Source organism: Luteimonas sp. A277 (assembly GCF_054052045.1).
Genome location: NZ_JBSVRG010000009.1, coordinates 14,310 through 38,698 on the forward strand (window position 1 = coordinate 14,310; position 24,389 = coordinate 38,698).

General features: G+C 66.5%; 26 protein-coding genes. 8 read left to right on the plus strand and 18 right to left on the minus strand.

The annotated features are described in order from the left end of the window. Window positions 1-46 precede the first annotated feature (46 nt). On the minus strand, window positions 47-1,417 hold the full coding sequence (gene glmU / locus ACW7G2_RS09960) for a bifunctional UDP-N-acetylglucosamine diphosphorylase/glucosamine-1-phosphate N-acetyltransferase GlmU (protein WP_456975282.1): 1,371 nt from the start codon (window positions 1,415-1,417) through the stop codon (window positions 47-49). A gap of 84 nt (window positions 1,418-1,501) precedes the next feature. Between glmU and ACW7G2_RS09965 the strand changes: the two genes are divergently transcribed. After that, window positions 1,502-1,885 (plus strand): GtrA family protein, encoded by a 384-nt coding sequence (locus ACW7G2_RS09965; protein ID WP_456975284.1) that lies wholly within the window; start codon window positions 1,502-1,504, stop codon window positions 1,883-1,885. Between the two features lie 15 nt (window positions 1,886-1,900). Here the strand turns inward: ACW7G2_RS09965 and ACW7G2_RS09970 are convergent, their stop codons facing one another. After that, the gene (locus ACW7G2_RS09970; protein ID WP_456975286.1) at window positions 1,901-3,103 is read right to left on the minus strand and encodes a DmpA family aminopeptidase; all 1,203 of its coding nucleotides are present in this window, start codon (window positions 3,101-3,103) and stop codon (window positions 1,901-1,903) included. 261 nt (window positions 3,104-3,364) lie between these two features. On the opposite strand from ACW7G2_RS09970, the gene ACW7G2_RS09975 reads away from it, so the two are divergent. Both ACW7G2_RS09975 and ACW7G2_RS09980 read left to right on the plus strand, forming a co-directional pair. Continuing rightward, a complete protein-coding gene (locus ACW7G2_RS09975; protein ID WP_456975288.1) occupies window positions 3,365-4,786 on the plus strand; it encodes a glycosyltransferase in 1,422 nt (473 codons plus the stop codon). After that, complete coding sequence (locus ACW7G2_RS09980) at window positions 4,783-5,685, plus strand: hypothetical protein (RefSeq protein WP_456975290.1); 903 nt, start codon at window positions 4,783-4,785, stop codon at window positions 5,683-5,685. Before ACW7G2_RS09975 ends, ACW7G2_RS09980 begins: the two co-directional genes overlap by 4 nt. Before the next feature lie 71 nt (window positions 5,686-5,756). On the opposite strand, the gene ACW7G2_RS09985 is transcribed toward ACW7G2_RS09980, so the two are convergent. From ACW7G2_RS09985 to ACW7G2_RS10035, 11 genes are all read right to left on the minus strand, one after another. After that, window positions 5,757-6,182, minus strand: a complete 426-nt coding sequence (locus ACW7G2_RS09985) for a F0F1 ATP synthase subunit epsilon (RefSeq protein WP_456975292.1) — start codon at window positions 6,180-6,182, stop codon at window positions 5,757-5,759. Window positions 6,183-6,230: 48 nt separating this feature from the next. Further along, window positions 6,231-7,640, minus strand: coding sequence for a F0F1 ATP synthase subunit beta (gene atpD, locus ACW7G2_RS09990; protein WP_456975294.1), 1,410 nt, complete (start codon window positions 7,638-7,640; stop codon window positions 6,231-6,233). A 70-nt stretch (window positions 7,641-7,710) separates the two neighbouring features. Further along, window positions 7,711-8,574, minus strand: a complete 864-nt coding sequence (gene atpG, locus ACW7G2_RS09995) for a F0F1 ATP synthase subunit gamma (RefSeq protein WP_456975296.1) — start codon at window positions 8,572-8,574, stop codon at window positions 7,711-7,713. A 102-nt stretch (window positions 8,575-8,676) separates the two neighbouring features. Continuing rightward, window positions 8,677-10,242 carry a F0F1 ATP synthase subunit alpha gene (gene atpA, locus ACW7G2_RS10000; protein ID WP_456975298.1) on the minus strand — a complete coding sequence of 522 codons (1,566 nt, stop codon included), beginning with the start codon at window positions 10,240-10,242 and terminating at the stop codon, window positions 8,677-8,679. Between the two features lie 68 nt (window positions 10,243-10,310). After that, entirely contained in the window at window positions 10,311-10,832 is a 522-nt protein-coding gene (locus ACW7G2_RS10005; protein ID WP_456975300.1) for a F0F1 ATP synthase subunit delta, read from the minus strand. A 3-nt stretch (window positions 10,833-10,835) separates the two neighbouring features. Continuing rightward, window positions 10,836-11,306: a F0F1 ATP synthase subunit B gene (locus ACW7G2_RS10010; protein ID WP_456975302.1), complete on the minus strand. Its 471-nt coding sequence runs from the start codon at window positions 11,304-11,306 to the stop codon at window positions 10,836-10,838. A 114-nt stretch (window positions 11,307-11,420) separates the two neighbouring features. Next, window positions 11,421-11,702, minus strand: coding sequence for a F0F1 ATP synthase subunit C (gene atpE, locus ACW7G2_RS10015; protein ID WP_343258632.1), 282 nt, complete (start codon window positions 11,700-11,702; stop codon window positions 11,421-11,423). Window positions 11,703-11,781: 79 nt separating this feature from the next. Beyond that, window positions 11,782-12,579 carry a F0F1 ATP synthase subunit A gene (gene atpB / locus ACW7G2_RS10020; RefSeq protein WP_456975304.1) on the minus strand — a complete coding sequence of 266 codons (798 nt, stop codon included), beginning with the start codon at window positions 12,577-12,579 and terminating at the stop codon, window positions 11,782-11,784. A gap of 42 nt (window positions 12,580-12,621) precedes the next feature. Beyond that, a complete protein-coding gene (locus ACW7G2_RS10025; RefSeq protein WP_456975306.1) occupies window positions 12,622-12,999 on the minus strand; it encodes a hypothetical protein in 378 nt (125 codons plus the stop codon). A 318-nt stretch (window positions 13,000-13,317) separates the two neighbouring features. After that, entirely contained in the window at window positions 13,318-15,162 is a 1,845-nt protein-coding gene (lpdA, locus tag ACW7G2_RS10030; RefSeq protein ID WP_456975308.1) for a dihydrolipoyl dehydrogenase, read from the minus strand. A gap of 16 nt (window positions 15,163-15,178) precedes the next feature. Continuing rightward, entirely contained in the window at window positions 15,179-16,579 is a 1,401-nt protein-coding gene (locus tag ACW7G2_RS10035) for a dihydrolipoyllysine-residue acetyltransferase (RefSeq protein WP_456975310.1), read from the minus strand. A 252-nt stretch (window positions 16,580-16,831) separates the two neighbouring features. Here ACW7G2_RS10035 and ACW7G2_RS10040 point away from each other — a divergent pair, with 252 nt between their 5' ends. Further along, window positions 16,832-17,473, plus strand: a complete 642-nt coding sequence (locus ACW7G2_RS10040; protein WP_456975312.1) for an OmpW/AlkL family protein — start codon at window positions 16,832-16,834, stop codon at window positions 17,471-17,473. 434 nt (window positions 17,474-17,907) lie between these two features. Here ACW7G2_RS10040 and ACW7G2_RS10045 read toward each other — a convergent pair whose 3' ends face one another. Then, window positions 17,908-18,810, minus strand: coding sequence for a DMT family transporter (locus ACW7G2_RS10045; RefSeq protein WP_456975314.1), 903 nt, complete (start codon window positions 18,808-18,810; stop codon window positions 17,908-17,910). 83 nt (window positions 18,811-18,893) lie between these two features. Here ACW7G2_RS10045 and ACW7G2_RS10050 point away from each other — a divergent pair, with 83 nt between their 5' ends. The 3 genes from ACW7G2_RS10050 to ACW7G2_RS10060 all read left to right on the plus strand — a co-directional run bounded on the left by ACW7G2_RS10050 (window position 18,894) and on the right by ACW7G2_RS10060 (window position 20,780). Beyond that, the gene (locus ACW7G2_RS10050; protein WP_456975316.1) at window positions 18,894-19,445 is read left to right on the plus strand and encodes a DUF1415 domain-containing protein; all 552 of its coding nucleotides are present in this window, start codon (window positions 18,894-18,896) and stop codon (window positions 19,443-19,445) included. 64 nt (window positions 19,446-19,509) lie between these two features. Then, complete coding sequence (locus tag ACW7G2_RS10055) at window positions 19,510-20,475, plus strand: cation diffusion facilitator family transporter (protein WP_456975318.1); 966 nt, start codon at window positions 19,510-19,512, stop codon at window positions 20,473-20,475. After that, complete coding sequence (locus tag ACW7G2_RS10060; protein ID WP_456975320.1) at window positions 20,472-20,780, plus strand: ArsR/SmtB family transcription factor; 309 nt, start codon at window positions 20,472-20,474, stop codon at window positions 20,778-20,780. The genes ACW7G2_RS10055 and ACW7G2_RS10060 overlap by 4 nt, the downstream gene beginning before the upstream one ends. A gap of 298 nt (window positions 20,781-21,078) precedes the next feature. Here the strand turns inward: ACW7G2_RS10060 and ACW7G2_RS10065 are convergent, their stop codons facing one another. After that, window positions 21,079-21,792 (minus strand): pseudouridine synthase, encoded by a 714-nt coding sequence (locus tag ACW7G2_RS10065; protein WP_456975322.1) that lies wholly within the window; start codon window positions 21,790-21,792, stop codon window positions 21,079-21,081. Next, a complete protein-coding gene (locus ACW7G2_RS10070; protein ID WP_456975324.1) occupies window positions 21,789-22,865 on the minus strand; it encodes a class I SAM-dependent methyltransferase in 1,077 nt (358 codons plus the stop codon). The genes ACW7G2_RS10065 and ACW7G2_RS10070 overlap by 4 nt, the downstream gene beginning before the upstream one ends. Window positions 22,866-22,993: 128 nt before the next feature. On the opposite strand from ACW7G2_RS10070, the gene ACW7G2_RS10075 reads away from it, so the two are divergent. Further along, window positions 22,994-23,251 carry a hypothetical protein gene (locus ACW7G2_RS10075; RefSeq protein ID WP_456975326.1) on the plus strand — a complete coding sequence of 86 codons (258 nt, stop codon included), beginning with the start codon at window positions 22,994-22,996 and terminating at the stop codon, window positions 23,249-23,251. A 9-nt stretch (window positions 23,252-23,260) separates the two neighbouring features. Here the strand turns inward: ACW7G2_RS10075 and ACW7G2_RS10080 are convergent, their stop codons facing one another. Continuing rightward, on the minus strand, window positions 23,261-23,581 hold the full coding sequence (locus ACW7G2_RS10080; protein ID WP_456975328.1) for a hypothetical protein: 321 nt from the start codon (window positions 23,579-23,581) through the stop codon (window positions 23,261-23,263). A gap of 39 nt (window positions 23,582-23,620) precedes the next feature. Next, window positions 23,621-24,343, minus strand: a complete 723-nt coding sequence (locus tag ACW7G2_RS10085; protein WP_456975330.1) for a DUF4329 domain-containing protein — start codon at window positions 24,341-24,343, stop codon at window positions 23,621-23,623. Between the last annotated feature and the right edge of the window lie 46 nt (window positions 24,344-24,389).

A 24,389-nucleotide genomic window follows, 5' to 3' on the forward strand; every position in this document is an offset into this window, starting at 1 on the left:
CCACGACGGAATGTGATTCACGCGGCTTCGCGCGCGTGGCGCGCTCCTACTTTTTCTTGGGGCGCTGCCAGCGGTCGTTGATGCCCTGGCGGGCACGGCCGATGGCCAGGGTGTCCGGCGGCACGTCGTAGGTGATGGTCGAGCCGGCCGCTGTGGTGGCGCCGTCGCCAATGGTCACCGGCGCCACCAGCGAGGCGTTCGAGCCGATGAAAGCGCCATCGCCAATCACCGTCTTCGACTTGTTCACCCCGTCGTAATTGCAGGTGATGGTGCCCGCGCCGATGTTGGCACCGGCCCCGATCACCGTATCGCCGAGATAGCTCAGGTGGCCGGCCTTGCTGCCCACGCCCACGGTGGTGTTCTTGGTTTCAACGAAGTTGCCGATCTGGGCGCCGTCCGCTAGCACCGTGCCCGGACGCAGCCGGGCGAACGGACCGATGCGCGCGGTGCCCTCGGTCACCACGCCTTCCAGATCGCAGTGGGCGCGCACCTCGGTGCCCAGCGTCAGGCGCACGTCGCGCAGCCGGCAGAACGGGCCGATACGCACGCCGTCGCCCAGCTCCACCCGGCCTTCGAGCACCACGTCCACGTCGATCTCCACGTCGCGGCCCACGGTCACCTCACCGCGGATATCCACCCGTGCCGGGTCGGCCACGCGCGCCCCCTGGCGACACAGCTCACGCACCTGGCGCAGCTGGAACGCGCGCTCAAGCTGGGCGAGCTGCCAGGAGTCGTTGGCACCCTCGGCTTCGATCGGATCGGCGATCATCACCATCTCCGCGGCGCTGAATTCGTCCGCCGCCAGCGCGAACACGTCGGTCAGGTAGTACTCGCCCTGCGCATTGTCGTTGGACACCGCGCCCAGCCAGCGCTTGAGCGCGGTGGACTCGGCGGCCAGGATCCCGGTGTTGATGATGCGGATGTCGCGCTGTTCGCGGCTGGCATCCTTCTCTTCCACGATCGCGGCCACGTGGCCTTCCGAGTCACGCACGATGCGACCATAGCCGGTCGGGTCCTCCAGCTCGGCGACCAGCACCGCCAGGCGCGCGCCGTGCTCTCCGGCCACCAGGCCGCGCAGGCTGTCGGTGGTGATCAGCGGCACATCGCCATAGAGCACCAGCACTTCGGCACCATCCGGCACGTTCGCCAGCGCCTGTTGCACCGCGTGTCCGGTCCCCAGCCGCTCGGCCTGCTCCGCCCACTGCAGGTCCGGCTGATCCTCGAGCGCCATGCGCACCTGGTCGCCGCCATGGCCGTAGACAACGTGGACCGCTTCCGGCTCCAGCCGTCGGGCCGCTGCGATCACATGGGCCAGCATCGGCCGGCCGGCGATTTTCTGCAGCACCTTGGGCAACGCGGAGTTCATCCGCTTGCCTTCTCCGGCGGCCAGGATGATCACATGCAGGGGAGCGCTCATATCAATTCCGTGAAGGTCGAATGCGAATTCTAACGGGCCGCGCTGCTACGATGCCCGCGCCCTCCCTGGATACAGCTTTCCACCTTGAGCCTGTACCGGCAATCACGCAGCTATCTGATCATCGGCGGCCTGCAATGGCTGCTGGACTGGGCGGTGATGGTGGCGCTCAGCCACGCCGGGGTGCCGGTGCGACAGGCCAACGTGGCCGGCAGGATCTGCGGTGCGCTGATGGGCTACTGGGCCAATGGCAAATTCACCTTCGCTGGCGAGGGCACCGCGCTGGGCCCAGTGCAGCTGCGGCGTTTCGTATTGATGTGGATCGGTACGACCATCGTCAGCACCTGGGCGATCGGCCAGGTGGATGACGTGCTTGGCCTGCGCTGGGCCTGGCTGGCCAAGCCGCTGGTAGAGCTGGCGCTGGCGGCGGTCGGCTTCACCCTGTCGCGGCATTGGGTCTACCGGCGCTGAAGCCCCGTGGTCCCTCTATCGGTCCGGCGACGCTGCATGCACCAGTGGCAATAGGAGTTCCAACGGCAGCGCCGGCACGGTGCCGCGGTGTCCGCTCACCGTATCGGCCCGGAACATCGAATTGAGGATCGCCTCCTCGGTCGTTTCCGCTACCGCCACGAACAGCGGGCTCATGGCCTCGTTGCCGAGCACCGTTGGGGTGAGGACTGCGGCATCGCCACGGCGGCTCGCTGGGGCGGTGGAGAACGCAATCACGTAGTCACCTGATCCATTCGACATCGACGCGCCGGTACGGGCCAGGCCGACCACCGCGCGAGATGCCAGGCGGCCCAGCTGGCGCGCATCCAGCGGCGCATCGGTAGCGACCACGATCATGATGCTGCCGTCGCCATCGGCCACCGGCGGCTCGTCGCCGGAATCCAGATAACTGGCCGGATCCGGCAGCTGCGCCCCGACGGGCACGCCGGCGACCACCAGATCTCCGCCGTAGTTGCTCTGTACCAGCACGCCGACGGTATGCCTGGAGCCTGCGGTTTCAACTTCGCGGGAGCTGGTGCCGATGCCGCCTTTCCAGCCGAAGGCCACGGTCCCGGCTCCCGCACCTACCGCACCCTCGCGCACGTCATCGGCGGAGGCCGATTCCAGGGCCCGGATCACATGCTGCGGGCGCAGCGGCCGGCTGCGGATATCGTTGAGGTAGCCGTCGTTGGTTTCCCCGACCACCGGGTTGATCGAACGCACCTGCTCCATGCCCGGCTGCTCCAGCAGCCAGCCGGCCATTGCATCGGCCGCCTGCCACACGCCCAGGGTGCCGGTAAGCAGGATCGGGGTTTCCAGCTCCCCGAGCTCGCGCACCTGGGTGACCCCCAACAGCTTGCCGAAGCCGTTGGCCACGTGGATCGCCGCCGGGACACGGTCGTGATAGAGGCTGCCGCCATGCGGCAGGATCGCGGTCACGCCGGTGCGGATGGTGCCGCCGGCATTGTCCAGGGTGACGTGGCCAACCGCCACTCCCTCAACGTCCACGATGGCGTTGCGCGGGCCGGTGGGCAACGAGCCGATGACCACCCCGGCCTCGCGGGCACGCGGACGCTCCGACGCCTCAATAAAGGTCTCCTGACCGGTGATCGGTCCCGCTAGAGCGGGATCAGATGCACTGACCACTCCCATTACGGTGGTCAGTGCCGCGACCGCGGTGATCATGCTGGCCATGCCCATCCCACTCTCCTGCTCACCCCATGCTGCAGCACGGTAGGCCGGGGATCACGGCACATGCAAGCCATCCGGCCCGGCCTGAAGGCGTCCGTTGCGACAGGCCTCGAATACCGCCACTGCCCCGTTGTTGGCACGTTTCCTGCTTGGTCAATTGGCGCCCCCCCTTCGACTCGTGGCTCGTCACGGGCCGATGGTGACGGGTCCCCTCTTCCCGCAAGACATTGCCGGGCCACCGTCAGGGCGGTCCGCCAGGAATCCGGATTGATGAACCTTGAAGTCAGGGAGGCGACACCGCCGCAGCAGGAAAGGACGCCCCCGCTCCCGACTCCAGCCCCCACCCCGCCCTCTGCTCCAGGTCCCGCCCGCGGGCTGTATGTGCCGCTGCCGGTCAAGTTCTGGCTCGCCTTGGCGATCGCCCTGACCTGGACTGGATTGAGCATCTGGCTGTCCCGTCCATGGCTCAACGACCTGGCCGAACTGATAGGCCTGACCGCCGCCATCGTGATCATCACGTTCATTGCCTATGTGCCCGGCTTCATGAACGGATTTCTCATTGCCTCCACGCTGATGGACCGGCGTCCTCCCCGCCGCAAACCGGCCCAGTACCCTCCGGTCACGATCCTGGTCGCCTGCTACAACGAGCAGGAAGGCATCGCCGCCACTATCCAGAGCCTGGCAGAACAGGAGTATCCGGGCGACATGACCGTCCTGGTGATGGACGACGGCTCAACCGACGATTCCGTGGCGACCGCTGAAGCGGCCATTGCGTTTTCACCGGCCAGGCCGGGACGTCGGTTCCAGGTGGTCCGCGGCGGAAAGAATGTCGGCAAGGCTGGCGTTCTCAACCGCGGCCTCGCGCTGACCCATGACGAACTGGTCGTCACCGTGGATGGCGATTGCTGGGTTTACCGCGGCGCACTGAGCAACCTGGTCGAACGCTACCTGACCGACCCACCCGACACTCGGGCAGTTGCGGGCTCCGTGCTGGCACGCAACTCCCGCGAAAACTGGCTGACCCGGATCCAGGAATGGGATTACTTCCACGGCATCGCCGCGGTCAAGCGGATGCAGAGCATGTACCACGGCACCCTGGTGGCCCAGGGTGCTTTCTCGCTGTACGACCGAAGTGCGCTTGAAGAGGTCGGCGGCTGGCCCGAGTGTGTCGGCGAGGACATCGTGCTGTCCTGGGCGCTGCTGGAACGCGGTTACCGGATCGGTCATGGCGAGGACGCGGTGGCGTTCACCACGGTGCCCGACACCCTCGGCCAGTTCGCGCGGCAACGGCGACGCTGGTCGCGAGGACTGATCGAAGCTTTCAGAAATCATCCGCGCCTGCTGGTCTCGCCCCGGTTGAGCATGCTGTTCATCTGGTGGAACGTGCTCTTCCTGCCATTGGACCTGGTCTATACGCTGGTATTCATTCCCGGAATCATCGCGGCACTGTTCGGCCACTACCACATCGTGGGAATCATGACCCTGCTGGTCCTGCCGCTGGCACTGCTGTGGAACGTGGTGATCTTCCGCGTGCAGAGGCAGGTTTTCTTGCGCCAGGGGCTCCGGATCCGGCGCAACATTGCCGGCTTTCTCGCCTATGTTTTCGGCTATTCATTGATCCTGCAGCCCGTCTGCGTCTGGGGCTACGTCTCGGAGCTGGTTGGCCTGCGCAAGGACTGGGGTACGAAATGAACAGGTTCCTGCCTGCCGCAGCCACCTGCCTGGCGTGCATCCTTGCGACTGCACACGCAGCGATGCCATCTGCAGGAGGCGTGGAAGTATTTGCTTCCGACGACGCCGATGACACGACCGTTGAGAAAATCGCGCTTACCGCCTTCAGCCGCTACGACGACGCCGATCACTACCTCGGCCTTGCCGTGGAGCAGGCCCGCTTCCAGCCGCTGGGCGACCGCGGCTGGACCGACCACCGCGCATACCTGCGCTTCGCGGATACGCACGATGACTACAAATGGAGCGGTAGGGTCGGCACCGACGGCAGCACCGTGCTCGGCAGCATTGCACTGGTGCGGGACCGCGCATGGCGGCAGGAGTATTTCGCCGAGCGGGAGCTGCTGGAAACGCGCTCCGGGCGTGACGGACGCTATATCACCTTCGCGGGCGCGGCCTTCGACGTACCGCTGGGCTCAAGCGGCCAACAGTTGACCGTGCTCGCCGGACTGCAGGATTTCCCCGGAGACAACCTGCGCACCCATCTGCGTGCAGTCTACTCGCTGCCGCTGGTTGAGGAGTGGGGGCTGGGGATGCAAGTGCGGGCCCGCACGTTCCACAACAGCGAGCCCCGTGAGATGGACTATTTTTCGCCCCGGCGGTTTGATGAAGTGCTGCCCCAGCTGCGCCTTCGCCGCTTCCACGGCGGATGGATGTTCTCCGTTTCAGGCGGAGTGGGCCGCCAGCGGGATTCGGACAGCGATTGGCGTGCGGCGCGGCTGGCGGAAGTCATCGTGGAAAGCCCCCGCTGGTCGAATGACTGGTACCTGCGCACCCACCTGCTCTACAGCAATACCCCGGTTGGCGACGGCAGCAACTACGGCTACCGCCAGGTGCACCTGCAGCTGGTCCGGGGGTTCTGACCGACCAGACAGCAAAACGCCGGCGTTAGCCGGCGTCTGCTTGATGCGGTACCGCGCGTGCGCGGCAGCTGTCAGTGCTTGAGGTTCTTGCGCAGGCGCTCAAGCGCCTGCAGCTGGGCGCTGACTTCGGCCAGCTTCTGCTGGGCTTCGGCGATGTCCATCGCCTCGCCGCGGCCGGCCAGCACACGCTCGGCCTCTTCCTTGGCTGCACGCACGGAGGCTTCGTCGATCTCGTCGGCACGGATGGCGGTGTCGGCCAGGATCGTCACCACCTGCGGCTGCACCTCGAGGATGCCGCCGCCAATGGCGAAGTCCAGCTTGCTGCCGTCGGCCTGGGTCACAACGACCTTGCCGGGCTTGAGCCGAGTGATCAGCGGCGCATGGCGCGGCGCGATGCCCAGCTCGCCCATCTCGCCGGTGACGACCACGAGCGTGGCCTCGCCGTGGAAGATCTCGGCTTCAGCGCTGACGATGTCGCAACGGATGGTGGTGGTCATGTATTCCAGTTCCAGTTTGGCGCAAGGCGGGCCGCGGCCCGCCATGCATCACGCGGTTTCTGACATCTTCGCGGCCTTCTCGACCGCTTCGTCGATGCTGCCGACCATGTAGAACGCCTGCTCCGGCAGGTGGTCGTACTCGCCGTCCACGATGCCCTTGAAGCCGCGGATGGTTTCCTTCAGCGGCACGTACTTGCCCGGCGAGCCGGTGAACACTTCGGCCACGTGGAAAGGCTGGCTGAAGAAGCGCTCGATCTTGCGCGCGCGCGACACGGCCTGCTTGTCCTCTTCCGACAGCTCGTCCATGCCCAGGATCGCGATGATGTCCTTGAGCTCCTTGTACTTCTGCAGGGTGGACTGCACCTTGCGCGCGGTGTCGTAGTGCTCGTTGCCGATCACGTTCGGGTCCAGCTGGCGGCTGGTGGAGTCGAGCGGGTCGACCGCCGGGTAGATACCCAGCGAGGCGATGTCGCGGCTCAGCACCACGGTCGCGTCCAGGTGGGCGAAGGTGGTGGCCGGCGACGGGTCGGTCAGGTCATCCGCGGGCACGTACACGGCCTGGATCGAGGTGATCGAGCCGGTGCGGGTGGAGGTGATGCGCTCCTGCAGCACGCCCATTTCCTCGGCCAGCGTGGGCTGGTAGCCCACTGCCGACGGCATGCGGCCCAGCAGCGCCGAAACCTCGGTACCGGCCAGGGTGTAGCGGTAGATGTTGTCGATGAACAGCAGCACGTCCTTGCCCTTGCCGCTCTCGTCCGGCTCGTCGCGGAAGTACTCGGCCATGGTCAGGCCGGTCAGCGCCACGCGCAGTCGGTTGCCCGGCGGCTCGTTCATCTGGCCGTAGACCATCGCCACCTTGTCCAGGACGTTGGAGTCCTTCATCTCGTGGTAGAAGTCGTTGCCCTCTCGGGTACGCTCGCCCACGCCGGCGAACACCGACAGGCCTTCGTGCGCCTTGGCGATGTTGTTGATCAGTTCCATCATGTTGACGGTCTTGCCCACGCCGGCGCCGCCGAACAGGCCGACCTTGCCGCCCTTGGCGAACGGGCACATCAGGTCGATGACCTTGATGCCGGTTTCCAGCAGCTCGTTGGTCGAGGACTGCTCCTCGTAGGAGGGCGCCGCGCGATGGATTTCCCAGTGGTCGGTGGCATCGATCGGGCCGGCTTCGTCGATCGGGCGACCGAGCACGTCCATGATGCGGCCGAGCGTACCGGCACCCACCGGCACCGAGATGGCGCTGCCGGTGTTGGTGGCCACGAGGTTGCGCTTGAGGCCGTCGGTGGAACCGAGCGCAATCGTGCGCACGACGCCGTCGCCCAGCTGCTGCTGCACTTCCAGCGTGATCTCGGTGTTGTCGACCTTCAGCGCGTCGTACACGCGCGGCACGCTGTCGCGCGGGAATTCAACGTCGACGACCGCGCCGATGATCTGAACGATCTTGCCCTGGTTGCTCATTGTGTGTTGCTCCGATTACCTGTTCTGGTGGCCGGCGCGGGCCGGCTGGATTCTGTGGTGACCCGGTCCGTCAGACAGCGGCTGCGCCGCCGACGATCTCCGAGATCTCCTGGGTGATCGCCGCCTGACGCGCCTTGTTGTAGGACAGGTTCAGGTTGTCGATCAGCTTGTTGGCGTTGTCGCTGGCGGCCTTCATCGCCACCATGCGCGCAGCGTGTTCGGAGGCCACGTTCTCCATCACCGCCTGGTACACCAGCGATTCGACGTAGCGGGTGAGCACGTGCCCGAGCACGCCTTCCGGATCCGGCTCGTAGATGTAGTCCCAGTCGTGCCTGGCCACCTTTTCTTCGGAAGCAGGCAGCGGCAGCAGCTGATCGGTCGCCGCGCGCTGGGTCATGGTGTTCACGAAGTCGTTGTAGACCAGATACACGCGGTCCACGTTGCCTTCGTTGTAGGCGTCGAGCATGACCTTGATCACGCCCACCAGCTGTTCCACCTGCGGCGTGTCGCCCAGGTGGGTGACGCTGGCGACCATGTTCACCTTGACCCGGCGGAAGTACGTGGTCGCCTTCTGGCCGATGGTGACCAGGTCGATCTCGACGCCATTTTCCTGGTGCTTGCGGAACTCGCCCAGCAGCTTGCGGAACAGGTTGTTGTTCAGCCCGCCAGCGAGGCCACGGTCGGAGGAGATGATCACGTAGCCGACCCGCTTCACGTCCTGGCGCTCGACCAGGTACGGATGCTGGAACTCGGAATTGGCCTGGGCCAGGTGTCCGATCAGCTGCTTCATCGCGCGCGCATACGGGCGCGACTCGCGCATCCGCTCCTGCGCCTTGCGGATCTTGGAGGCCGAGACCATTTCCAGCGCACGCGTCACCTTGCGGGTGTTCTGCACGCTCTTGATCTTGGTCTTGATTTCTCTACCGCCAGCCATCTCTTCTTCCCGTTGGGGGGCTCAGGCCCCTTTCCCGTGGGGCGGGCCGGGGCCCGCCATAGGATTGCCACAGATCAGGGCGGACCAGGGCCCGCCCCGTCATTACCAGCTTCCGGTCTTCTTGAACTCATCGACCCCGCTCTTGAACGCGGCCTCGATGTCGTCGTTCCAGTCGCCGCTGGAATTGACCTTGGAGATCAGCTCCGCAGCGGTGTTCTCGAAGTGCGCGTGCAGCGCCTCTTCGAAGCTGCCGATCTTGTTCACCGGCACGTCGTCCATGTAGCCCTTGTCGACCGCGTAGATCGACAGCGCCTGGTGGAACACGCTCATCGGCGCGTACTGCTTCTGCTTCATCAGCTCGGTTACGCGCTGGCCGCGCTCCAGCTGGCGACGGGTCGCGTCGTCCAGGTCGGAGGCGAACTGGGCGAAGGCCGCGAGCTCGCGGTACTGCGCCAGGGCGATACGGATGCCGCCCGACAGCTTCTTCATGATCTTGGTCTGGGCCGCACCACCCACGCGCGACACCGAGATGCCGGCGTTCACGGCCGGGCGGATGCCGGCGTTGAACAGGTCGGTCTCGAGGAAGATCTGGCCGTCGGTGATCGAGATCACGTTGGTCGGCACGAACGCGGACACGTCACCGGCCTGGGTCTCGATGATCGGCAGCGCGGTCAAGCTACCAGTCTTGCCCTTCACTTCGCCCTTGGTGAACTGCTCCACATAGTCCTCGGACACGCGCGCGGCGCGCTCCAGCAGGCGGCTGTGCAGGTAGAACACGTCGCCCGGGTAGGCTTCGCGGCCCGGCGGGCGGCGCAGCAGCAGCGAGATCTGGCGGTAGGCCACAGCCTGCTTGGACAGGTCGTCGTAGACGATCAGCGCGTCTTCACCGCGGTCCATGAAGTATTCGCCCATGGTGCAACCGGAGTAGGCGCTGATGTACTGCATCGCGGCTGATTCCGACGCGGTGGCGGCCACCACGATGGTGTGCGCCAGGGCGCCGTTTTCTTCCAGCTTGCGCACGATATTGGAGACGGTCGAGGCCTTCTGGCCGATCGCCACGTACACGCACTTGATGCCGGTGCCCTTCTGGTTGATCACCGCGTCGATGGCCATCGCGGTCTTGCCGGTCTGGCGGTCGCCAATGATCAGCTCGCGCTGGCCACGGCCGATCGGGATCATCGAGTCAACCGACTTGTAGCCGGTCTGCACCGGCTGGTCGACCGACTTGCGCCAGATCACGCCCGGGGCCACCCGCTCCACCGGCGCGCCCAGCTTGGCGTCGATCGGGCCCTTGCCGTCGATCGGCTCGCCCAGCGCGTTGACCACGCGACCCAGCAGCTCGGGGCCGACCGGCACTTCAAGGATGCGTGCGGTGGTCTTGGCGGTGTCGCCTTCGCGCAGGTGCTCGTAGTCACCCAGCACCACGGCGCCGACCGAGTCGCGCTCCAGGTTCAGCGCCAGGGCATACGTCGGGATGCCATCGGCGGTTGCGGGCAGTTCGATCATTTCGCCCTGCATCACGTCGGCCAGGCCGTGCAGGCGCACGATGCCGTCGGCCACCGATGTCACCGTGCCCTCGTTGCGGGCCTCGGCGGACAGCTTGACCTTGTCAATGCGCGACTTGATCAGCTCGCTGATTTCAGAGGGGTTGAGCGTGGTGCTTGCCATGGTTTCGTTTCCTGGTTCATGCGCCGCTGTGTGCAGCACACGGCTTCGATGTTCGTTTGTGTCCGGCTTCAGTGAGCCAGCGCGGATTGCAGGCGCTCCAGCTTGCCCTTGAGCGAGCCGTCGATGACCACGTCGCCGGCCGCGATGACCGCGCCGCCGATGAGGCTTTCGTCAACCGCTGTCTCGATCTGTACTTCACGACCGAACCGGCGCTTGAGCGCATTGCGGATCTGCTCGACCTCGGCCTCGGGCAGCTCGGCTGCCGATGTGATCTTCGCCAGCACCACGCGCTCATCCTCGGCGCGCAGGTCTTCATACAGCCCGGCGATGTCGGTCAGCACGCCCAGCCGGCCGTTGTCGGCGAGCACGGCGAGGAAGCCGGAGAATTTTTCGTCAGCGCCTTCCGGCGCCAGCAGGGTCACCGCGTCTTCGCGGGTCAGCGACGGATGCACCAGCACGGCCGCGACCTGGGGATCGGCCGCAACGCGGGCGGCGAATCCGAGCGCGTCCGACCACTGCACGGCCTGTCCGTCTTCGCGCGCGACCGCGAAAGCAGCGCGGGCATACGGGCGGGCGAGGGTCATGGACATCGGTCAGATCTCCGAAGCCAATTCGTCGAGCAGCGCCTTGTGGGTGTCGGCGTTGATCTCGCGCTTGAGCAGGCGCTCGGCGCCGCTCACCGCCAGCAGCGACACCTGGTGGCGCAGCTCCTCGCGGGCACGGGTGGCCGAAGCCTGGATCTCGGCGTCGATCAGCGCCTTCTGGCGCAGCCCCTCGGTGACCGCCTCGACCTTGGCGGCCTCGACGATCTGGGTGCTGCGGCGGTGCGCCTGGTCGATGATCTCGTTGGCCTTGACACGCGCGGCCTTGAGCTCGGCGTCGGCGGTTTCCTCTGCCTGGGCCAGCGCACGCTGGCTGTTGTCAGCGGCCGCCAGGCCCTCGGCGATCTTCTTCTGCCGCTCTTCAATCGCATTGAGCAGCGGTGGCCACACAAAGGTGGCGATCAGCCAGATAAACGCGGCGAAGGCCAGCGCCTGGGCGATTAGGGTCAGATTGATGCTCATCGTCGTGCTCTGCCTGTACTCGGGGCGCCCCAGTCACGGGAGGTGCCGGGGCTATCCGTGTTGCAGCCGCCGGCCCCAATGGCCGACGGTGCTCGTTGCTCCGCGACCGGCTGCTCAGACAGCCAGGCCACCAACCAGGAAGGGGTTGGCGAAGGCGAACAGCAGGCCGACGGCGACACTGATGATGAACGGGGCGTCGATCAGGCCGGCGGTGATGAACATGCGCACCTGCAGCACCGGGATCAGCTCCGGCTGGCGGGCGGCGGACTCGAGGAACTTGCCGGCCATGAGGGCCATGCCCAAGCCGGCGCCCAGCGCGGCCAGCCCGACCATGAGGCCGACGGCCAGGGCAGTCGATGACTGGACGGAGGCGATGAGAGCGAGTGCGGTTTCCATGGTTGTCTCCAGAACGGCTTGCTAGTTGGAAGTTGAGGTGAGGGGTGGATCTGAATCAAAACCGGGATGTTGCGACCGGTCAGTGTGAATCCTCAGCCAGGCTGAGGTAGACGATCGACAGCATCATGAAGATGAAGGCCTGCAGCGGCACGACCAGGATGTGGAAGATCATCCAGCCCAGGCCGAACACGGCGCCGCCGAGTACGCCGAGCAGGAACGAGCCGCCAAGCACCCAGATCAGCAGGAACACGATCTCGCCGCCGAACATGTTGCCGAACAGTCGCATCGCCAGCGAGATTGGCTTGGACAACCACTCGACGATGTTCAGGAGCAGGTTGGCAGGCATCGCCCACTTGCCGAACGGCGTGACCAGGAAGTCCTTGGCGAAGCCGCCGATGCCCTTGGCGCGCAGGCCGAAGAACAGGGTCAGGAAGAACACGCTGATCGACAGGCCCAGGGTGGCGTTCACGTCGGCGGTGGGTACCGGCTTCCAGTACCCCACGCCCGCCCACTCAAGCGGCTTGGAGATGAAGTCCGCGGGGATGAACTTCATCATGTTCATGAACAGGATCCAGAAGAACAGGGTGATCGCGATCGGCGTCACCAGCTTGCTGGAACCGTGGTAGGTGTCACGAACCTGGCGATCGACGAACTCGAGCAGGATCTCGACGAACGCCTGCCACTTGCCCGGCACGCCCGAGGTGGCTTTACGGGTGCCCGTCCAGAACACCAGGAACATGATCACGCCCAGCACCACCGAGCCGATCAGGGTATCCACATGCAACGTCCAGAACCCGCCTTCGCCGACCGAATGGGTCAGGTTCTGCAGGTGGTGCTGGATGTAGCTCGAAGGGGTGAGTTCCGCTTCAACCGCCATAAGTCAGATGTTCCTGCCTGTTCAACGATTCAATGACACGATTCAATGGCGGGCCGGTGGACCGGCCATCGCCAGCATCTGCGCCGCCAGGGCCACGATCACCCCCAGCACCATCGGCAGCGGGGGAAGCCCCGCGCCCGACATGCCGAACAGCAGCGCCCCCACGATCACCGCCCACTTCATCCCGGTTCCGGCCACCAGCCGCATCAGCGCGACAATGCCCGGGTTGACACCGCCGCCGAGCGAGATGACGCTCGCCAGCCAGCCCCCGATCGCCACCGCGCCGCCGCCCAGTGCCACTGCCACTGCCCAGTCGGCACCCTTGGCCAGGAACGCCAGCGCTGCCACTGCGACTGCAGCGGCCTGCCAGACAATGGCGCGCCGTACCAGGCGCCGAGCTTCGGCGGCGAACGTGAACACTTCAGGATTCCGGATGACTGGGTAGGGAGCGGGACACAACGCAATAACTGTCCCGGTTAGCCCAAGAATTATAGCAGTCCAGGCGTTTGAGTCACAACCGCTGTCAGTCGTGCGGACTGGAGGCGTATTGCAGGGAACTTTCCCCGAAAGGGCCTGTCTCACCCTGTGTGCCTGATCTGCTGCACCTCCTCGTCGGTCCAGCACGCAGATCACCACCGAGCCCCGGCCCTGACCGGGGCTCTTTTTTTGCGCACCCCGCGGATCCTTTCACCCGGCGCCCACCCTGGCCGACCCCGCGCGCCGGACCGGCGCGCGGGGTTATTCTTTCTTCGGCAGGTACAGGTCGGTGATGGTGCCGGCGTAGATCTCGGCCGCCATGGCCACCGACTCGCTGAGCGTGGGATGGGGATGGATGGTGTGGGCGATGTCCGCCGCTTCCGCGCCCATCTCAATCGCCAATGCCGCTTCTGAAATCAGGTCGCCGGCGTGTACGCCCACGATCGCCGCACCGACGATGCGGTTGGTGGCCTCGTCGAACAGCAGCTTGGTGAAGCCTTCGGTGCGCCCCAGGCCGATGGCACGGCCACTGGCCGCCCAGGGGAACTTCGCCACCCCGACCTTGATGTCCTTTTCCTTCGCTTCGGTTTCGGTGATACCCACCCAGGCGATCTCCGGATCGGTATAGGCCACCGACGGGATCACCCGCGCGACCCACTCTTTCTTTTCGCCCGCGGCGACTTCCGCCGCCAGCTTGCCCTCATGGCTCGCCTTGTGGGCCAGCATCGGCTGGCCGACGATGTCACCGATGGCGAAGATGTGCGGCACGTTGGTGCGCATCTGCCGGTCGACGTTGATGAAACCGCGCTCGCCCACGCGCACGCCGGCCTTTTCGGCATCGATCTTGCCGCCGTTCGGGCTGCGGCCCACGGCCACCAGCACCCGGTCGTAGCTCTTGTCCTCGGGAATGCTGTCGCCTTCGAACTCCACGGTGATGCCCTTCTTCTCCGCCTTGGCCTGGAGCACTTTGGTCTTCAGGTGGACGGATACGCCCTGCTTCTTCAGCCGGTCGGCCAGCGGCTTGACCAGGTCCTTGTCGGCACCGGGGATGAGCTGGCTGGCCAGCTCCACCACGGTGACCTCGCTGCCCAGCGCGCGGTACACGGTGGCCATTTCAAGGCCGATGATGCCGCCGCCCACCACCAGCAGGTGCTTGGGCACTTCGGCCAGCTCGAGCGCATCGGTGGAATCCATGATCCGCGGGTCTTCCCAGGGGAAGCCAGGCAGCTTCAGCGCCTGCGAGCCGGCGGCGATGATGCACTGCTCGAAGCGCACCAGCGTGGTCTTGCCGTCCTCACCGGCCACTTCGATCTCGTTGGGCGACACGAACCGGCCGGTGCCCTGCACCACCTCCACCTTGCGCTGCTTGGCCATGCCGGCCAGGCCCTTGGTGAGCTGGCCGACCACCTTGTCCTTGTGGCCACGCAGCGTGTCCAGCGCGATCTTCGGCTTGCCGAAATCAATGCCGTATTCCGCCGCCTGCTGCGCCTGATCGACCACCGCGGCCGAATGCAGCAGGGCCTTGGACGGAATGCAGCCCACGTTGAGGCACACCCCGCCCAGGGTGGCGTAGCGCTCGATGAGCACCGTCTCCAGACCCAGGTCGGCAGCGCGGAACGCAGCGGTGTAGCCGCCGGGGCCGGAGCCGAGCACTACGATTGCGCACTCGACGTCGGCCTTGCGACCCGACGACGCCGCGGCCTTCACCGGGTCCGGCTCGGCGGGAGCGCGATGCGAGGTGGCGACCGGCGGCTTGCCGGGGCCGGCCTTGCTTCCGCTGGCTGCGGCCTTGTCACTGTCGCCTTGCTTCGCGGAGGCGTCATCCTTGCCCGCCTCATCGGCGGCCTTGTCGCTATTGCCGTCACCCGCGGCTTCCAGCACCACCACCACCTGGCCTTCGGACACGCTGTCGCCTTCCTTGACCCGCAGCTCCTTGATCACGCCGGCGTCGGGTGAGGGCACTTCCATCGTCGCCTTGTCCGATTCAAGCGTCAGCAGGCCCTGGTCGACGGCGACGGTATCGCCCACCGACACCAGGACCTCAATCACGGGTACATCGGAAAAGTCGCCGATGTCGGGGACTTTCACTTCCAGGGTCTTGGCCATCACGTGTTCTCCAAAATCACAGCAGCATGCGCCGCATGTCTTCCATCAGCTGCGCCAGATAGACGGTGAAGCGCGCGGCGGCGGCGCCATCGATCACGCGGTGATCGTAGGACAGCGACAGCGGCAACATCAGGCGCGGCTTGAACTCCTGGCCGTTCCAGACCGGCTTCATCGCAGCGCGCGAGACGCCAAGGATGGCCACCTCCGGCGCATTGACGATCGGGGTGAAGCTGGTGCCGCCGATCCCGCCCAGCGAGCTGATGGAGAAGCAGCCTCCGGACATGTCGGCCGGGCCGAGTTTGCCGTCGCGGGCCTTCTTCGCCAGCTCCGAGGTTTCCTGGGCGATCTGGATCACGCCCTTTTTGTCGCAGTCGCGCACCACCGGCACCATCAGGCCGTTGGGGGTGTCTGCGGCGAAACCGATGTGAAAGTACTTCTTGAGCGTGAGCGTCTCGCCTGCGGCGTCGAGCGAGGCGTTGAATTCGGGGAATTTCTGCAGCGCGGCAACGCTTGCCTTCATCAGGAAGGCCAGCATGGTCAGCTTGATGCCGGCGCGCTCGTTTTCCTTGTTGAGCTGTTTGCGCAGCGCTTCCAGGCCGGTGATGTCGGCCTCGTCCTGCTGGGTAACGTGCGGGATCATGGCCCAGTTTCGCGCCAGGTTGGCGCCGGAAATCTTCTTGATCCGCGACAGCGGCTTCTCTTCGATTTCGCCGAACCGGCTGAAGTCCACCTTCGGCCACGGCAGCAGGTCCAGGCCGGCGCCGCCCGCAGGCGCGCCCTTGCCCGTACCGCCGGCCAGCGCCGACTTCACGAACTTCTGCACATCCTCACGGGTGATGCGGCCACCGCGCGCACTGCCCTGCACCTGGTCCAGGTCGACGCCCAGCTCGCGTGCGAACAGGCGCACCGCGGGGCTGGCATAGGGCACCTTGCCCGGCAGGACGGCGTCGGCCTCGAAGCGCACCGGCGGCTCGCCGGCACCTGTCGGGGCGTGGTCGATGGCGGCCTTGGCGATGTTGTCCGGCTGCTTGCCCGGGGAGGCCGGCTCCACTGCGGGATCCTCTTCCTTATCCGCAGGCGCCTGGCCTTCGGGCTGGGCGCGATCGGCAGGTTCCGCGACGGCCTTGCCTGCGTCAGCTGAAGGCTTGGTTTCCGCGTCGCCGGAAGTCTCACCATCGTCCACTTCGATCACCGCGACCACGGCGCCTTCCGCGATCTTGTCGTCCACGGCGACCTTGACCTCCTTGATCACCCCGGAAAACGGCGACGGCACTTCCATCGTGGCCTTGTCGGATTCCAGCGTGACCAGACCCTGGTCCTTTTCAACGCGGTCGCCCGCCGCAACCAGCACCTCGATCACCGGGACATCGTCAAAACCACCGATATCAGGGACACGTGCTTCTTTCAGGTCGGCCATGCGGCACTCCGCGAGAACAAGGGGGACAGCCCCTTATTGTGGACGCATGCGCCCCGGGCGCCAACCGCGACAGCCGCGCTGCATGCGCCAACGCGCTTCACCCCGCCAGCACGCGCCTGAAGCCGTGATGAAAGCAGAGGGGGTGGTTTAACGTTTCGGCGAAACGGGATTCATGTGCGTTTGGAGAGGATGTGCGCGTCCGCCCCGCAGAGGGCGGCGTTGAAACATCATTACAAGAAGAGGAACCCCCACATGTCTATCCTGCACAACAAACTGACCATCGCTGCTGCCATCGCCCTGCTGGCCAGCCCCGCCGCGTTCGCCCAGGACAGCTTCGACCAGCGCAGTGACGCCGACTATGGCGGCAAGCGCGTGTCCATCGTTGGTGGCGTGACCCTGCTGGAGCCACACAGCAATCCTGCCGAGGGCATCGATATCGACGGCGGCCCGGCCCCGACCCTGAGCGCCACCTGGCACGTGGATGACAACTGGGGCGTGGAGCTGTGGGGCGCTGCGGACAGCTTCGACCATCGCGTGCGCGGGCCGGAGGGCAAGATCGGTACGATCGAGCAGCAGCCCATCGCGCTGAGCGGCCAGTATCACTTCGGCCAGGCGGATCAGACTTTCCGTCCGTTCGTGGGGCTGGGCATTTTCCAGTCCAACATCAGCGATGAGGATCTGAACCCGGGCGGCGACCACGTGAGCCTGGACACGCCACGCGGTGCGATCGGGACGATCGGCGTGGATATGAACATCACTCCGACCTGGTTCGCGCGTGCGGATGCGCGCTACATGCGCTCGCGTGCGGATGTGAACGTGGCGGGTGTTTCGACCGGTGATGAGATCAAGCTGGATCCGTGGACGGTTGGCATTGGACTGGGTGCGCGGTTCTGATCTGAGCTGATCTTTGGCGTTCATGAGGCGGGCCCTGTTGGGGTCCGCCTTTTTTGTGCGCGCCAGTGGGCATGGGGGTTGCCGTGAGGATTGAAGCCGAGGTGGTGCTTTGATTTGGGTCACCGCGACCTGAGGGGCCCCGCCGCGGCCGCGAGCCATTTCGGCGAATGTCCCCCGGCGCCCGCAAAAAGCGCGGGCGCCTCCTCCTTTATTTCGCCGAAATGACTCCCGGCCACGACGGGGCTGGGCTTGCGGGGCGGGGGGCTCGTCGAGGTTCACCGCTTTTTCGGTGAGCCACCGCGAATCCCGGTGCGTCGGGTGTCGATGCCCCTGGGTGCGAAATCAAGGAGGAGGAGATGGCCGCAGGCCATCGCCGGGGGACATTCGCATCCAGGGGTATCGGCACCCGGCGCCGCGCCGTTGTGCCAGACGGATTAGTTCGGCTTGACCGGCGGACTCTCGCGCTCCGGCGCCTGGATGTGCTCGCGATGCAGCAGGTAGATGCCGCTGGCCACGATGATTCCCGCGCCCAGCCAGGTCATCCGGTCGGGCAGCACGCCCCACACGGTCAGGTCCATCAGCACCACCCACAGCAACCCGCTGTATTCCAGCGGCGCGATCTGGGAGGCCTCGCCGAGGCGGAATGCATTGGTCAGCACCACCTGGCCCAGCGCACCGCTAACGCCCACCATCAGGAAGATCCAGATGTCTTCGCTGCGGATCGGCACCCAGCTGGACCAGCCCAGGACACCGGCTCCGACAGCCAGCATGGCGAGGAACCAGAACACCATGGCCTCGGTGCTGTCGCGCCGGGCCAGCACCCGCACCGTGATCGAAGCGAAGGAATAGCAGACCGAGGCGCCCAGCAGGGCGAGGCCGGCGGTGGTCAGCATCCCTTCGCTGGTGGGGCGCAGCACTACCAGCACGCCGAGCATGCCGACGCCGATCGCGGCCCAGCGTCGCGGGCCGACCTTTTCGCCCAGGATCGGTACCGCCAGCGCGGTGACCAGCAGCGGGGAGACGAATACGATCGAGTAGGCGGTGGACATCGGCATCCGCGCCAGGCCGTAGACGAACCCGACCATCATCAGGATGCCCAGCACTCCGCGCAGCAGGTGCAGCGGCCAGTGGATGTGCAGCAGGGTGTGCAGCCGGCGGCGGGCGAGGATCCAGCCAAGTACCAGCGGCAACGCCACCAGGCCGCGCATGGAGGCGACCTGCAGCGGCGGATAGTCAACGCCGAGCCACTTCATGCCGCCGTCCATGAACGCGAACAGCAGCACCGCCAGCAGCATCAGCAGGATTGCGCGACGGCTTTGGTCGTGGGCGTGGGGCATCGGGACAGATTATCAGCTAGCCGCCCGCCTTGACCTGCCTCGCGGCGGAGGGGATCGTTGGGCGCCCAGATTCCCGTCCCCTCATGTCAATTGACCTGCTCGAAGCCGACCCCATTGCCCGCACCCGCCAATGGCTGGAACGCGCGGTGATCGGCCTGAACCTGTGCCCGTTCGCCAAGGCCGTCACCGTGCGCGATCAGGTGCGCTTCGTGCTCAGCGACGCTGCTACGCCAGAGACACTGCTGGAGGCGCTGGCCAATGAGCTCATCCATCTGCGCGAGGTGCCGGCCGATGAAACCGACACCACCCTGCTGATTCACCCGCAGGTGCTGGGCGATTTCCTGGACTACAACGACTTCCTCGATCTGGCCGACGCGCTGGTCGAAGACATGGGCCTGGAGGGCGTGCTGCAGGTGGCCAGCTTCCATCCCGACTACCAGTTCAGCGATACCGATCCGGACGACATCACCAACTTCACCAATCGCGCGCCCTACCCCACCCTGCACCTGCTGCGCGAGGACAGCGTGAGCCGGGCGGTGGAGGCGTATCCGGATCCGGACGTGATCGTGCAGCGCAACCTGGACACCCTGGAAAAGCTGGGACACGAGGGCTGGCGGAAGCTGTTCATCGGCTGAAGGCGGCCAGCCAAACATAAACAGCTATTGATATGATTAGGGAGTCGCACTGCAGGCTCCTTTCATGCCGCATTCCCACATTTCGCACGGCCCGCATGACGGCCACGACCACCACCACGACCATTCCCACGCCCCGGAGGTGTCCGCGCGCAACGAGCGGGTGGTGCTGACCGCGCTGGTCCTGACCGCCTCGTTCATGCTGGTCGAGCTGGCGGGCGGGCTGCTGTCGGGCTCGCTGGCGCTGATTGCCGATGCGGGCCACATGCTCACCGACGCCGCCGCCCTCGCCCTGGCCTGGGTGGGTTTTCGCATCGGCCGCCGCGCTTCCGATTCGCGCCGTACCTTCGGCTACATGCGCATGGAGGTGCTGGCCGGGCTGATCAATGCGTTGACACTGTTTGCGCTGGTGGCATGGATCGCCTGGGAAGCCGTACAGCGCCTGTACCAGCCGGTGGAAGTGCTGGCCGGGCCGATGCTGGCGGTGGCGGTGGTGGGACTGCTGGTGAACATCGCCGTGTTCGCGATCCTGCACCGCGGCGACCGTGACCACGTCAATATCCGCGGGGCGATGTTGCACGTGATCGGCGACATGCTGGGCTCCGTCGCCGCCATCGCCGCCGCCGTCACCATCCACCTGACCGGGTGGATGCCGATCGATCCGCTGCTGTCGGTGCTGGTCTGCCTGCTGATCCTGCGTGCGGCCTGGTCGCTGATGCGCAACGCCTTCCACATCCTGATGGAGGGCGCACCGCCCGACATCGATATCCAGGTGCTGCGCCAGCATCTGCTGGACGAGGTACCCGGCGTGGTCCAGGTGCAGCACGTGCACGTGTGGTCGATCACTTCCGGCAGGGTGCTGGCCACGCTTGAACTGGGGCTGGCGCCAGACGCGAACCCCCGGCTCGCTGTCCCGGCGGTCAAGCGGACGCTGGAGGAACGCTTCGGGATTGGCCATGCCACCGTCGAGGTGCTGTACGAGCTGCCCGCCCCGTGCGCCCTGGATCCCGCTGCAGAGGGGCCGCACGCATGACCGCGGACAGCGATCCGCGCATCGGCACCGTGGCCGCCGTCTTCCGGCTGCTGGGCGACCCCACCCGCCTGCGGGTCCTGCTGGCCTGCCTGGAAGGCCCCATCGCGGTGGGCGACATCGCCGCCCGCATCGGCGCATCCCAGCCCCTGGTCAGCCACCACCTGCGCCAGCTGCGCGAGGCGCGCATGGTGCGCGGCGAGCGCCACCAGCGCCGGATCCTCTACGCCACCGCCGATGCACACGTCAGCGGCATGCTGATCGACATGCTTGAACATGCCGGGGAAGAATCCTGCCCGGAGCCGTGAGCGGGGCGGGGAGTGCATGCACTCCCGGATTGGATGCGGTAGGACACCGGGGTCGGATGGTTGCCGGGAACGTCGATCCCGGGATCACCCGGACCGGAACTGCGCCCGACTCGCAAAATTTGCCGCGCGGCACCTGGTAGGAGCGCGCCATGCGCGCGAAGCCGCGTGAACCCTGGTGTCGCGCGAGGCTTCGGCTACAACGTTGCGCCCGAAGGAACCCCCCAGCCACACGTCACGCGGCTTCGCGCGCATGGCGCGCTCCTACGGGGTGGGATTGCACTTGGAACATTTCGCGTACCTACGGGGTGGGGTTGCCCTGGAAGATGAGGTCGCGCTCGGCGGCGTCGAGCGGGCGCCATGCGCCCTCGGGCAGGTCGCCCAGCTCCAGCGCGCCCACGTGGCTGCGGTGCAGGGCCTCCACGTGGTTGCCCACCGCGGCAAACATGCGCCGCACCTGGTGGTAACGGCCCTCGGTGATGGTCAGCCGGGCGCGGCGTTCATCCAGCGGCTCCAGATGCGCCGGCTGCAGCGGGGTCTGCTCCGATTCCAGCATCAGCGTGCCGCTGGCGAACAGCGCGGCCTCGTCACCGCGCAGCGGTTCGACCAGCGTCGCTTCATAGGTCTTCGGGATCTGTGAGCGTGGCGAGATGATCCGGTGCAGTAACTTGCCGTCATCGGTCAGCAACAGCAGGCCGGAGGTGTCCCGGTCCAGCCGTCCCACCGTGGACATCAGCGGCCTGCGCAGGCGGAAGCGATCCGGCAGCAGGTCATAGACCAGCGCGCCCGGATCCTTGGTGGAACAGGTATGACCCACCGGCTTGTGCAGCATCAGCAGCTGGCCCTGCGGCATATCCAGTGGTTCGCCATCAATGCGCACATCCGCATGTGCCATGCGGTCATCGGCGTAGAGCACCTCGCCGGCGGCATCGGTGATGCGGCCTTCGCGGAACATGCGCGCCACTTCCCTGCGGCTGCCATAGCCCAGGTTGGCGATCAGCCGGACCAGCTTCATCGTTCGGTCCTGGCCGGCCTGCCCTTGTCTGCCCGGATCACCTTGAAGCCGCCACGTTCGGCCACGACTTCGATCTGGCTGAAGCGTTCGCCCAACACCTGTTCGTACGGCAGCTGGCGATTGGCCACCAGCCACAAGCTGCCGCCGGGGACCAGTGCCTGTGCGGCGGCGGCAATGAAAGCGCGACCGATCTCCGGGCGCGCAGCGCGGCCGTGGCCGTGGAACGGCGGGTTGCTGACGATCACGTCATAGGTGTCCGGCAGGCCCGCGGTCACGTCGTGCCAGCGGAAATCCAGTGCCGCCCGTTCCGCATGTGGGGCCATGTTATCGCGCGCCAGATCCAGCGCCCGGGCCTCGGCCTCGTACAGGTGCAGCGAAGTGATCTTCGGGCAGCGCTGCAGCAGCGCGTCGGACAAAAATCCCCAGCCGGCGCCCAGGTCGGCGGCACGGCCAGCAAGGGTGCCCGGCAGGTGCTCGGCCAGCAGGGCCGAGGCCGGATCAATGCGCTCCCACGCAAACACGCCCGGCCGGCTGATGAAACGCCCCTCCATCGCGCTCCCGCCCAGGATCGGCCGCGGCTCATCCAGCTTGCGCCACTGCGCAGCCAGTTCCGCATCGCCGCGGCCCGCGTTGGGACGTACCCAGAACACCCGGCACTTGTGCTTGGGCACCGTGTTCACCGGCCCGGCAATGCGCACCAGGTCGCCTTCGATCGCCTTCGCGCCCTCGTTATTGGGCACGCTGGCAATCACCACCGCGTCTTCGCCCTCGGCGCGGGCCACGGCCTCGGCCAGCAGCGCACGGGCCTCGTCGCGCTGGCGCGGCGGCAGCACCAGTACAAGGGGGTGACGGCTGTCGCCCTGCGGCTGCACGGGGAAACCCGCCCGCTCCAGCGCCTGCGCCTCGGGCTTGAAGCTCTGCTCGCACACCAGCCCCGGCCATGCCGACGGCACCAGCCCGTGCCCCTGGCGCGCACGCAGGAACAGCGCCCCTGCCTGCGGCCATTCGAGGCGACCGGTGAGGAATGGCATCAGCAGCGCTTCCAGCGCGGGATCGTCTTGGCGTATCGACATGGGCAGCGGTGTGCAAGGGAACGGACAGGGATTCTACGTGCACGCCGCGCAAACCGGATTTTCATCCCCCGGCAACGGCCCGGCCCGCAACGTGGGGCCCCACAGGTCAGGACTGCAAGGAGATCAACATGCGCGCACTTTTCGTCGGCGGCACCGTGGACAACAGCGAGCTGGATCTGGACGGCGAGGCCCCACCGCTGCGCTGGCCGCCGGATTCGGGTGGGCGCGAACCACGCTATCGGCTGCACCAGGTGGGCCAGCGCGATGGATCCACCGTCTTCGCCGTGTACGCCGCGCGGGACATGGCGGGGGCAGAGGTGGACCGGGTCATCGAGGAGCGCGCTTACGCCCGCCGTTTCGAAGCCCAGCCGGCGCCACCGCGTTAGACACAAGTCTCAGCGGGAGGCCGAAACCCGCTCGATACCGTGGTCGGCCTCGCGCACCCAGACGTTGATTTCCGGGCCCGCGCCGGTGCGCCCGCCCAGCGTCGGCGCTTGGCCTTCCGGCTGGCGGGGCTCGAACACCACCTGGGACACACCCTCCACCGGCGGGTTGACGTGCACGATGTAGTCGGCGAGCCGCGCGTCCGGCTCGTTCTCGGCGAACGCTTCCACGGCAGCTGCAATCACCTGCACACGGCTGCCGTCGATTTCCAGCGCCCGGTCCTGCGCCTGCGCGGTGGGCGCGGCGAAGCCGGCAGTGGCGAATGTATTCATGGTCAGGAGTCCTGCAAGGAAAAGAGTCTTCATGGCGTGTCAGCTGACGCGCGTACCTTCATGGATCAGCGTGTCCTGGCGCGTTGCCGAATCATACTTGCGGAAATCACCGCTCGGCGTGGAGACGTAGATCACCGGTCCCCAGTAACCGCCATCGGCCACGCGCTTGTCCTGCTGTGAAAACTGGTCGCTGTTGAAGTAGTCGTTGGCCTTGTCAGTGCGGGTGCCGTCGCGCGTGGAGTAGTCGGCGTGGCCGTGGTATGCGCCCTCCAGCGCCATGCCTTCCGGCTGGGGTATCTGGGACGGATCGAAGCCATCCAGCGTGCCGCCCATCGGCGTGCTGATGAAGTACTGCCCGTCGGCACCCTCGAACACCAGTCCGCCATTTTCCAGATTGGCCTGGATCGACAGCGGATTGGAGTAATGCATCATCTCGATGGCGGCGATATCAGCGCTGGCAAACGGCCCCAGCGCGGTGCCGGGCGCCACCAGGGGCGCGACCTCCGCCACCTGCACGGGAACGGCGCGGCTGTCGGCGATGGCCTGGGCGCCGGCCTGGGCCAGGGCGGCGTCGGTCAGCTGCCCGCCGCGCTCCTGCGCCGCGATGAGGTCATAGGCCAGCTCGCGCTGCGGGGCGGTGGCGTCGGGCGCAGTGAGGCGCTCGGCCAGCTGCTGGTAGCGCATGTCGTCGCGCGCCTGCTGGTTGGCGGTGATGCCGGCTGCACTATCGACGACATGCGGGGAGGCTGCGGATACGGTCACGGCGCGGATTCCATTCGGCAAAGGTGCGTCGACCGTATCGCCGGCC

Bases quoted from the DNA above. Each gene is read 5' to 3' on its own strand.
- glmU (WP_456975282.1), bottom strand. From the start codon at position 1,417: ATGAGCGCTCCCCTGCATGTGATCATCCTGGCCGCCGGAGAAGGCAAG.
- ACW7G2_RS09970 (WP_456975286.1), bottom strand. From the start codon at position 3,103: ATGGGCATGGCCAGCATGATCACCGCGGTCGCGGCACTGACCACCGTA.
- ACW7G2_RS09975 (WP_456975288.1), top strand. From the start codon at position 3,365: ATGAACCTTGAAGTCAGGGAGGCGACACCGCCGCAGCAGGAAAGGACG.
- ACW7G2_RS09980 (WP_456975290.1), top strand. From the start codon at position 4,783: ATGAACAGGTTCCTGCCTGCCGCAGCCACCTGCCTGGCGTGCATCCTT.
- ACW7G2_RS09985 (WP_456975292.1), bottom strand. From the start codon at position 6,182: ATGACCACCACCATCCGTTGCGACATCGTCAGCGCTGAAGCCGAGATC.
- atpD (WP_456975294.1), bottom strand. From the start codon at position 7,640: ATGAGCAACCAGGGCAAGATCGTTCAGATCATCGGCGCGGTCGTCGAC.
- atpG (WP_456975296.1), bottom strand. From the start codon at position 8,574: ATGGCTGGCGGTAGAGAAATCAAGACCAAGATCAAGAGCGTGCAGAAC.
- atpA (WP_456975298.1), bottom strand. From the start codon at position 10,242: ATGGCAAGCACCACGCTCAACCCCTCTGAAATCAGCGAGCTGATCAAG.
- ACW7G2_RS10005 (WP_456975300.1), bottom strand. From the start codon at position 10,832: ATGTCCATGACCCTCGCCCGCCCGTATGCCCGCGCTGCTTTCGCGGTC.
- ACW7G2_RS10010 (WP_456975302.1), bottom strand. From the start codon at position 11,306: ATGAGCATCAATCTGACCCTAATCGCCCAGGCGCTGGCCTTCGCCGCG.
- atpE (WP_343258632.1), bottom strand. From the start codon at position 11,702: ATGGAAACCGCACTCGCTCTCATCGCCTCCGTCCAGTCATCGACTGCC.
- atpB (WP_456975304.1), bottom strand. From the start codon at position 12,579: ATGGCGGTTGAAGCGGAACTCACCCCTTCGAGCTACATCCAGCACCAC.
- lpdA (WP_456975308.1), bottom strand. From the start codon at position 15,162: ATGGCCAAGACCCTGGAAGTGAAAGTCCCCGACATCGGCGACTTTTCC.
- ACW7G2_RS10035 (WP_456975310.1), bottom strand. From the start codon at position 16,579: ATGGCCGACCTGAAAGAAGCACGTGTCCCTGATATCGGTGGTTTTGAC.
- ACW7G2_RS10040 (WP_456975312.1), top strand. From the start codon at position 16,832: ATGTCTATCCTGCACAACAAACTGACCATCGCTGCTGCCATCGCCCTG.
- ACW7G2_RS10045 (WP_456975314.1), bottom strand. From the start codon at position 18,810: ATGCCCCACGCCCACGACCAAAGCCGTCGCGCAATCCTGCTGATGCTG.
- ACW7G2_RS10050 (WP_456975316.1), top strand. From the start codon at position 18,894: ATGTCAATTGACCTGCTCGAAGCCGACCCCATTGCCCGCACCCGCCAA.
- ACW7G2_RS10055 (WP_456975318.1), top strand. From the start codon at position 19,510: ATGCCGCATTCCCACATTTCGCACGGCCCGCATGACGGCCACGACCAC.
- ACW7G2_RS10060 (WP_456975320.1), top strand. From the start codon at position 20,472: ATGACCGCGGACAGCGATCCGCGCATCGGCACCGTGGCCGCCGTCTTC.
- ACW7G2_RS10065 (WP_456975322.1), bottom strand. From the start codon at position 21,792: ATGAAGCTGGTCCGGCTGATCGCCAACCTGGGCTATGGCAGCCGCAGG.
- ACW7G2_RS10070 (WP_456975324.1), bottom strand. From the start codon at position 22,865: ATGTCGATACGCCAAGACGATCCCGCGCTGGAAGCGCTGCTGATGCCA.
- ACW7G2_RS10075 (WP_456975326.1), top strand. From the start codon at position 22,994: ATGCGCGCACTTTTCGTCGGCGGCACCGTGGACAACAGCGAGCTGGAT.
- ACW7G2_RS10080 (WP_456975328.1), bottom strand. From the start codon at position 23,581: ATGAATACATTCGCCACTGCCGGCTTCGCCGCGCCCACCGCGCAGGCG.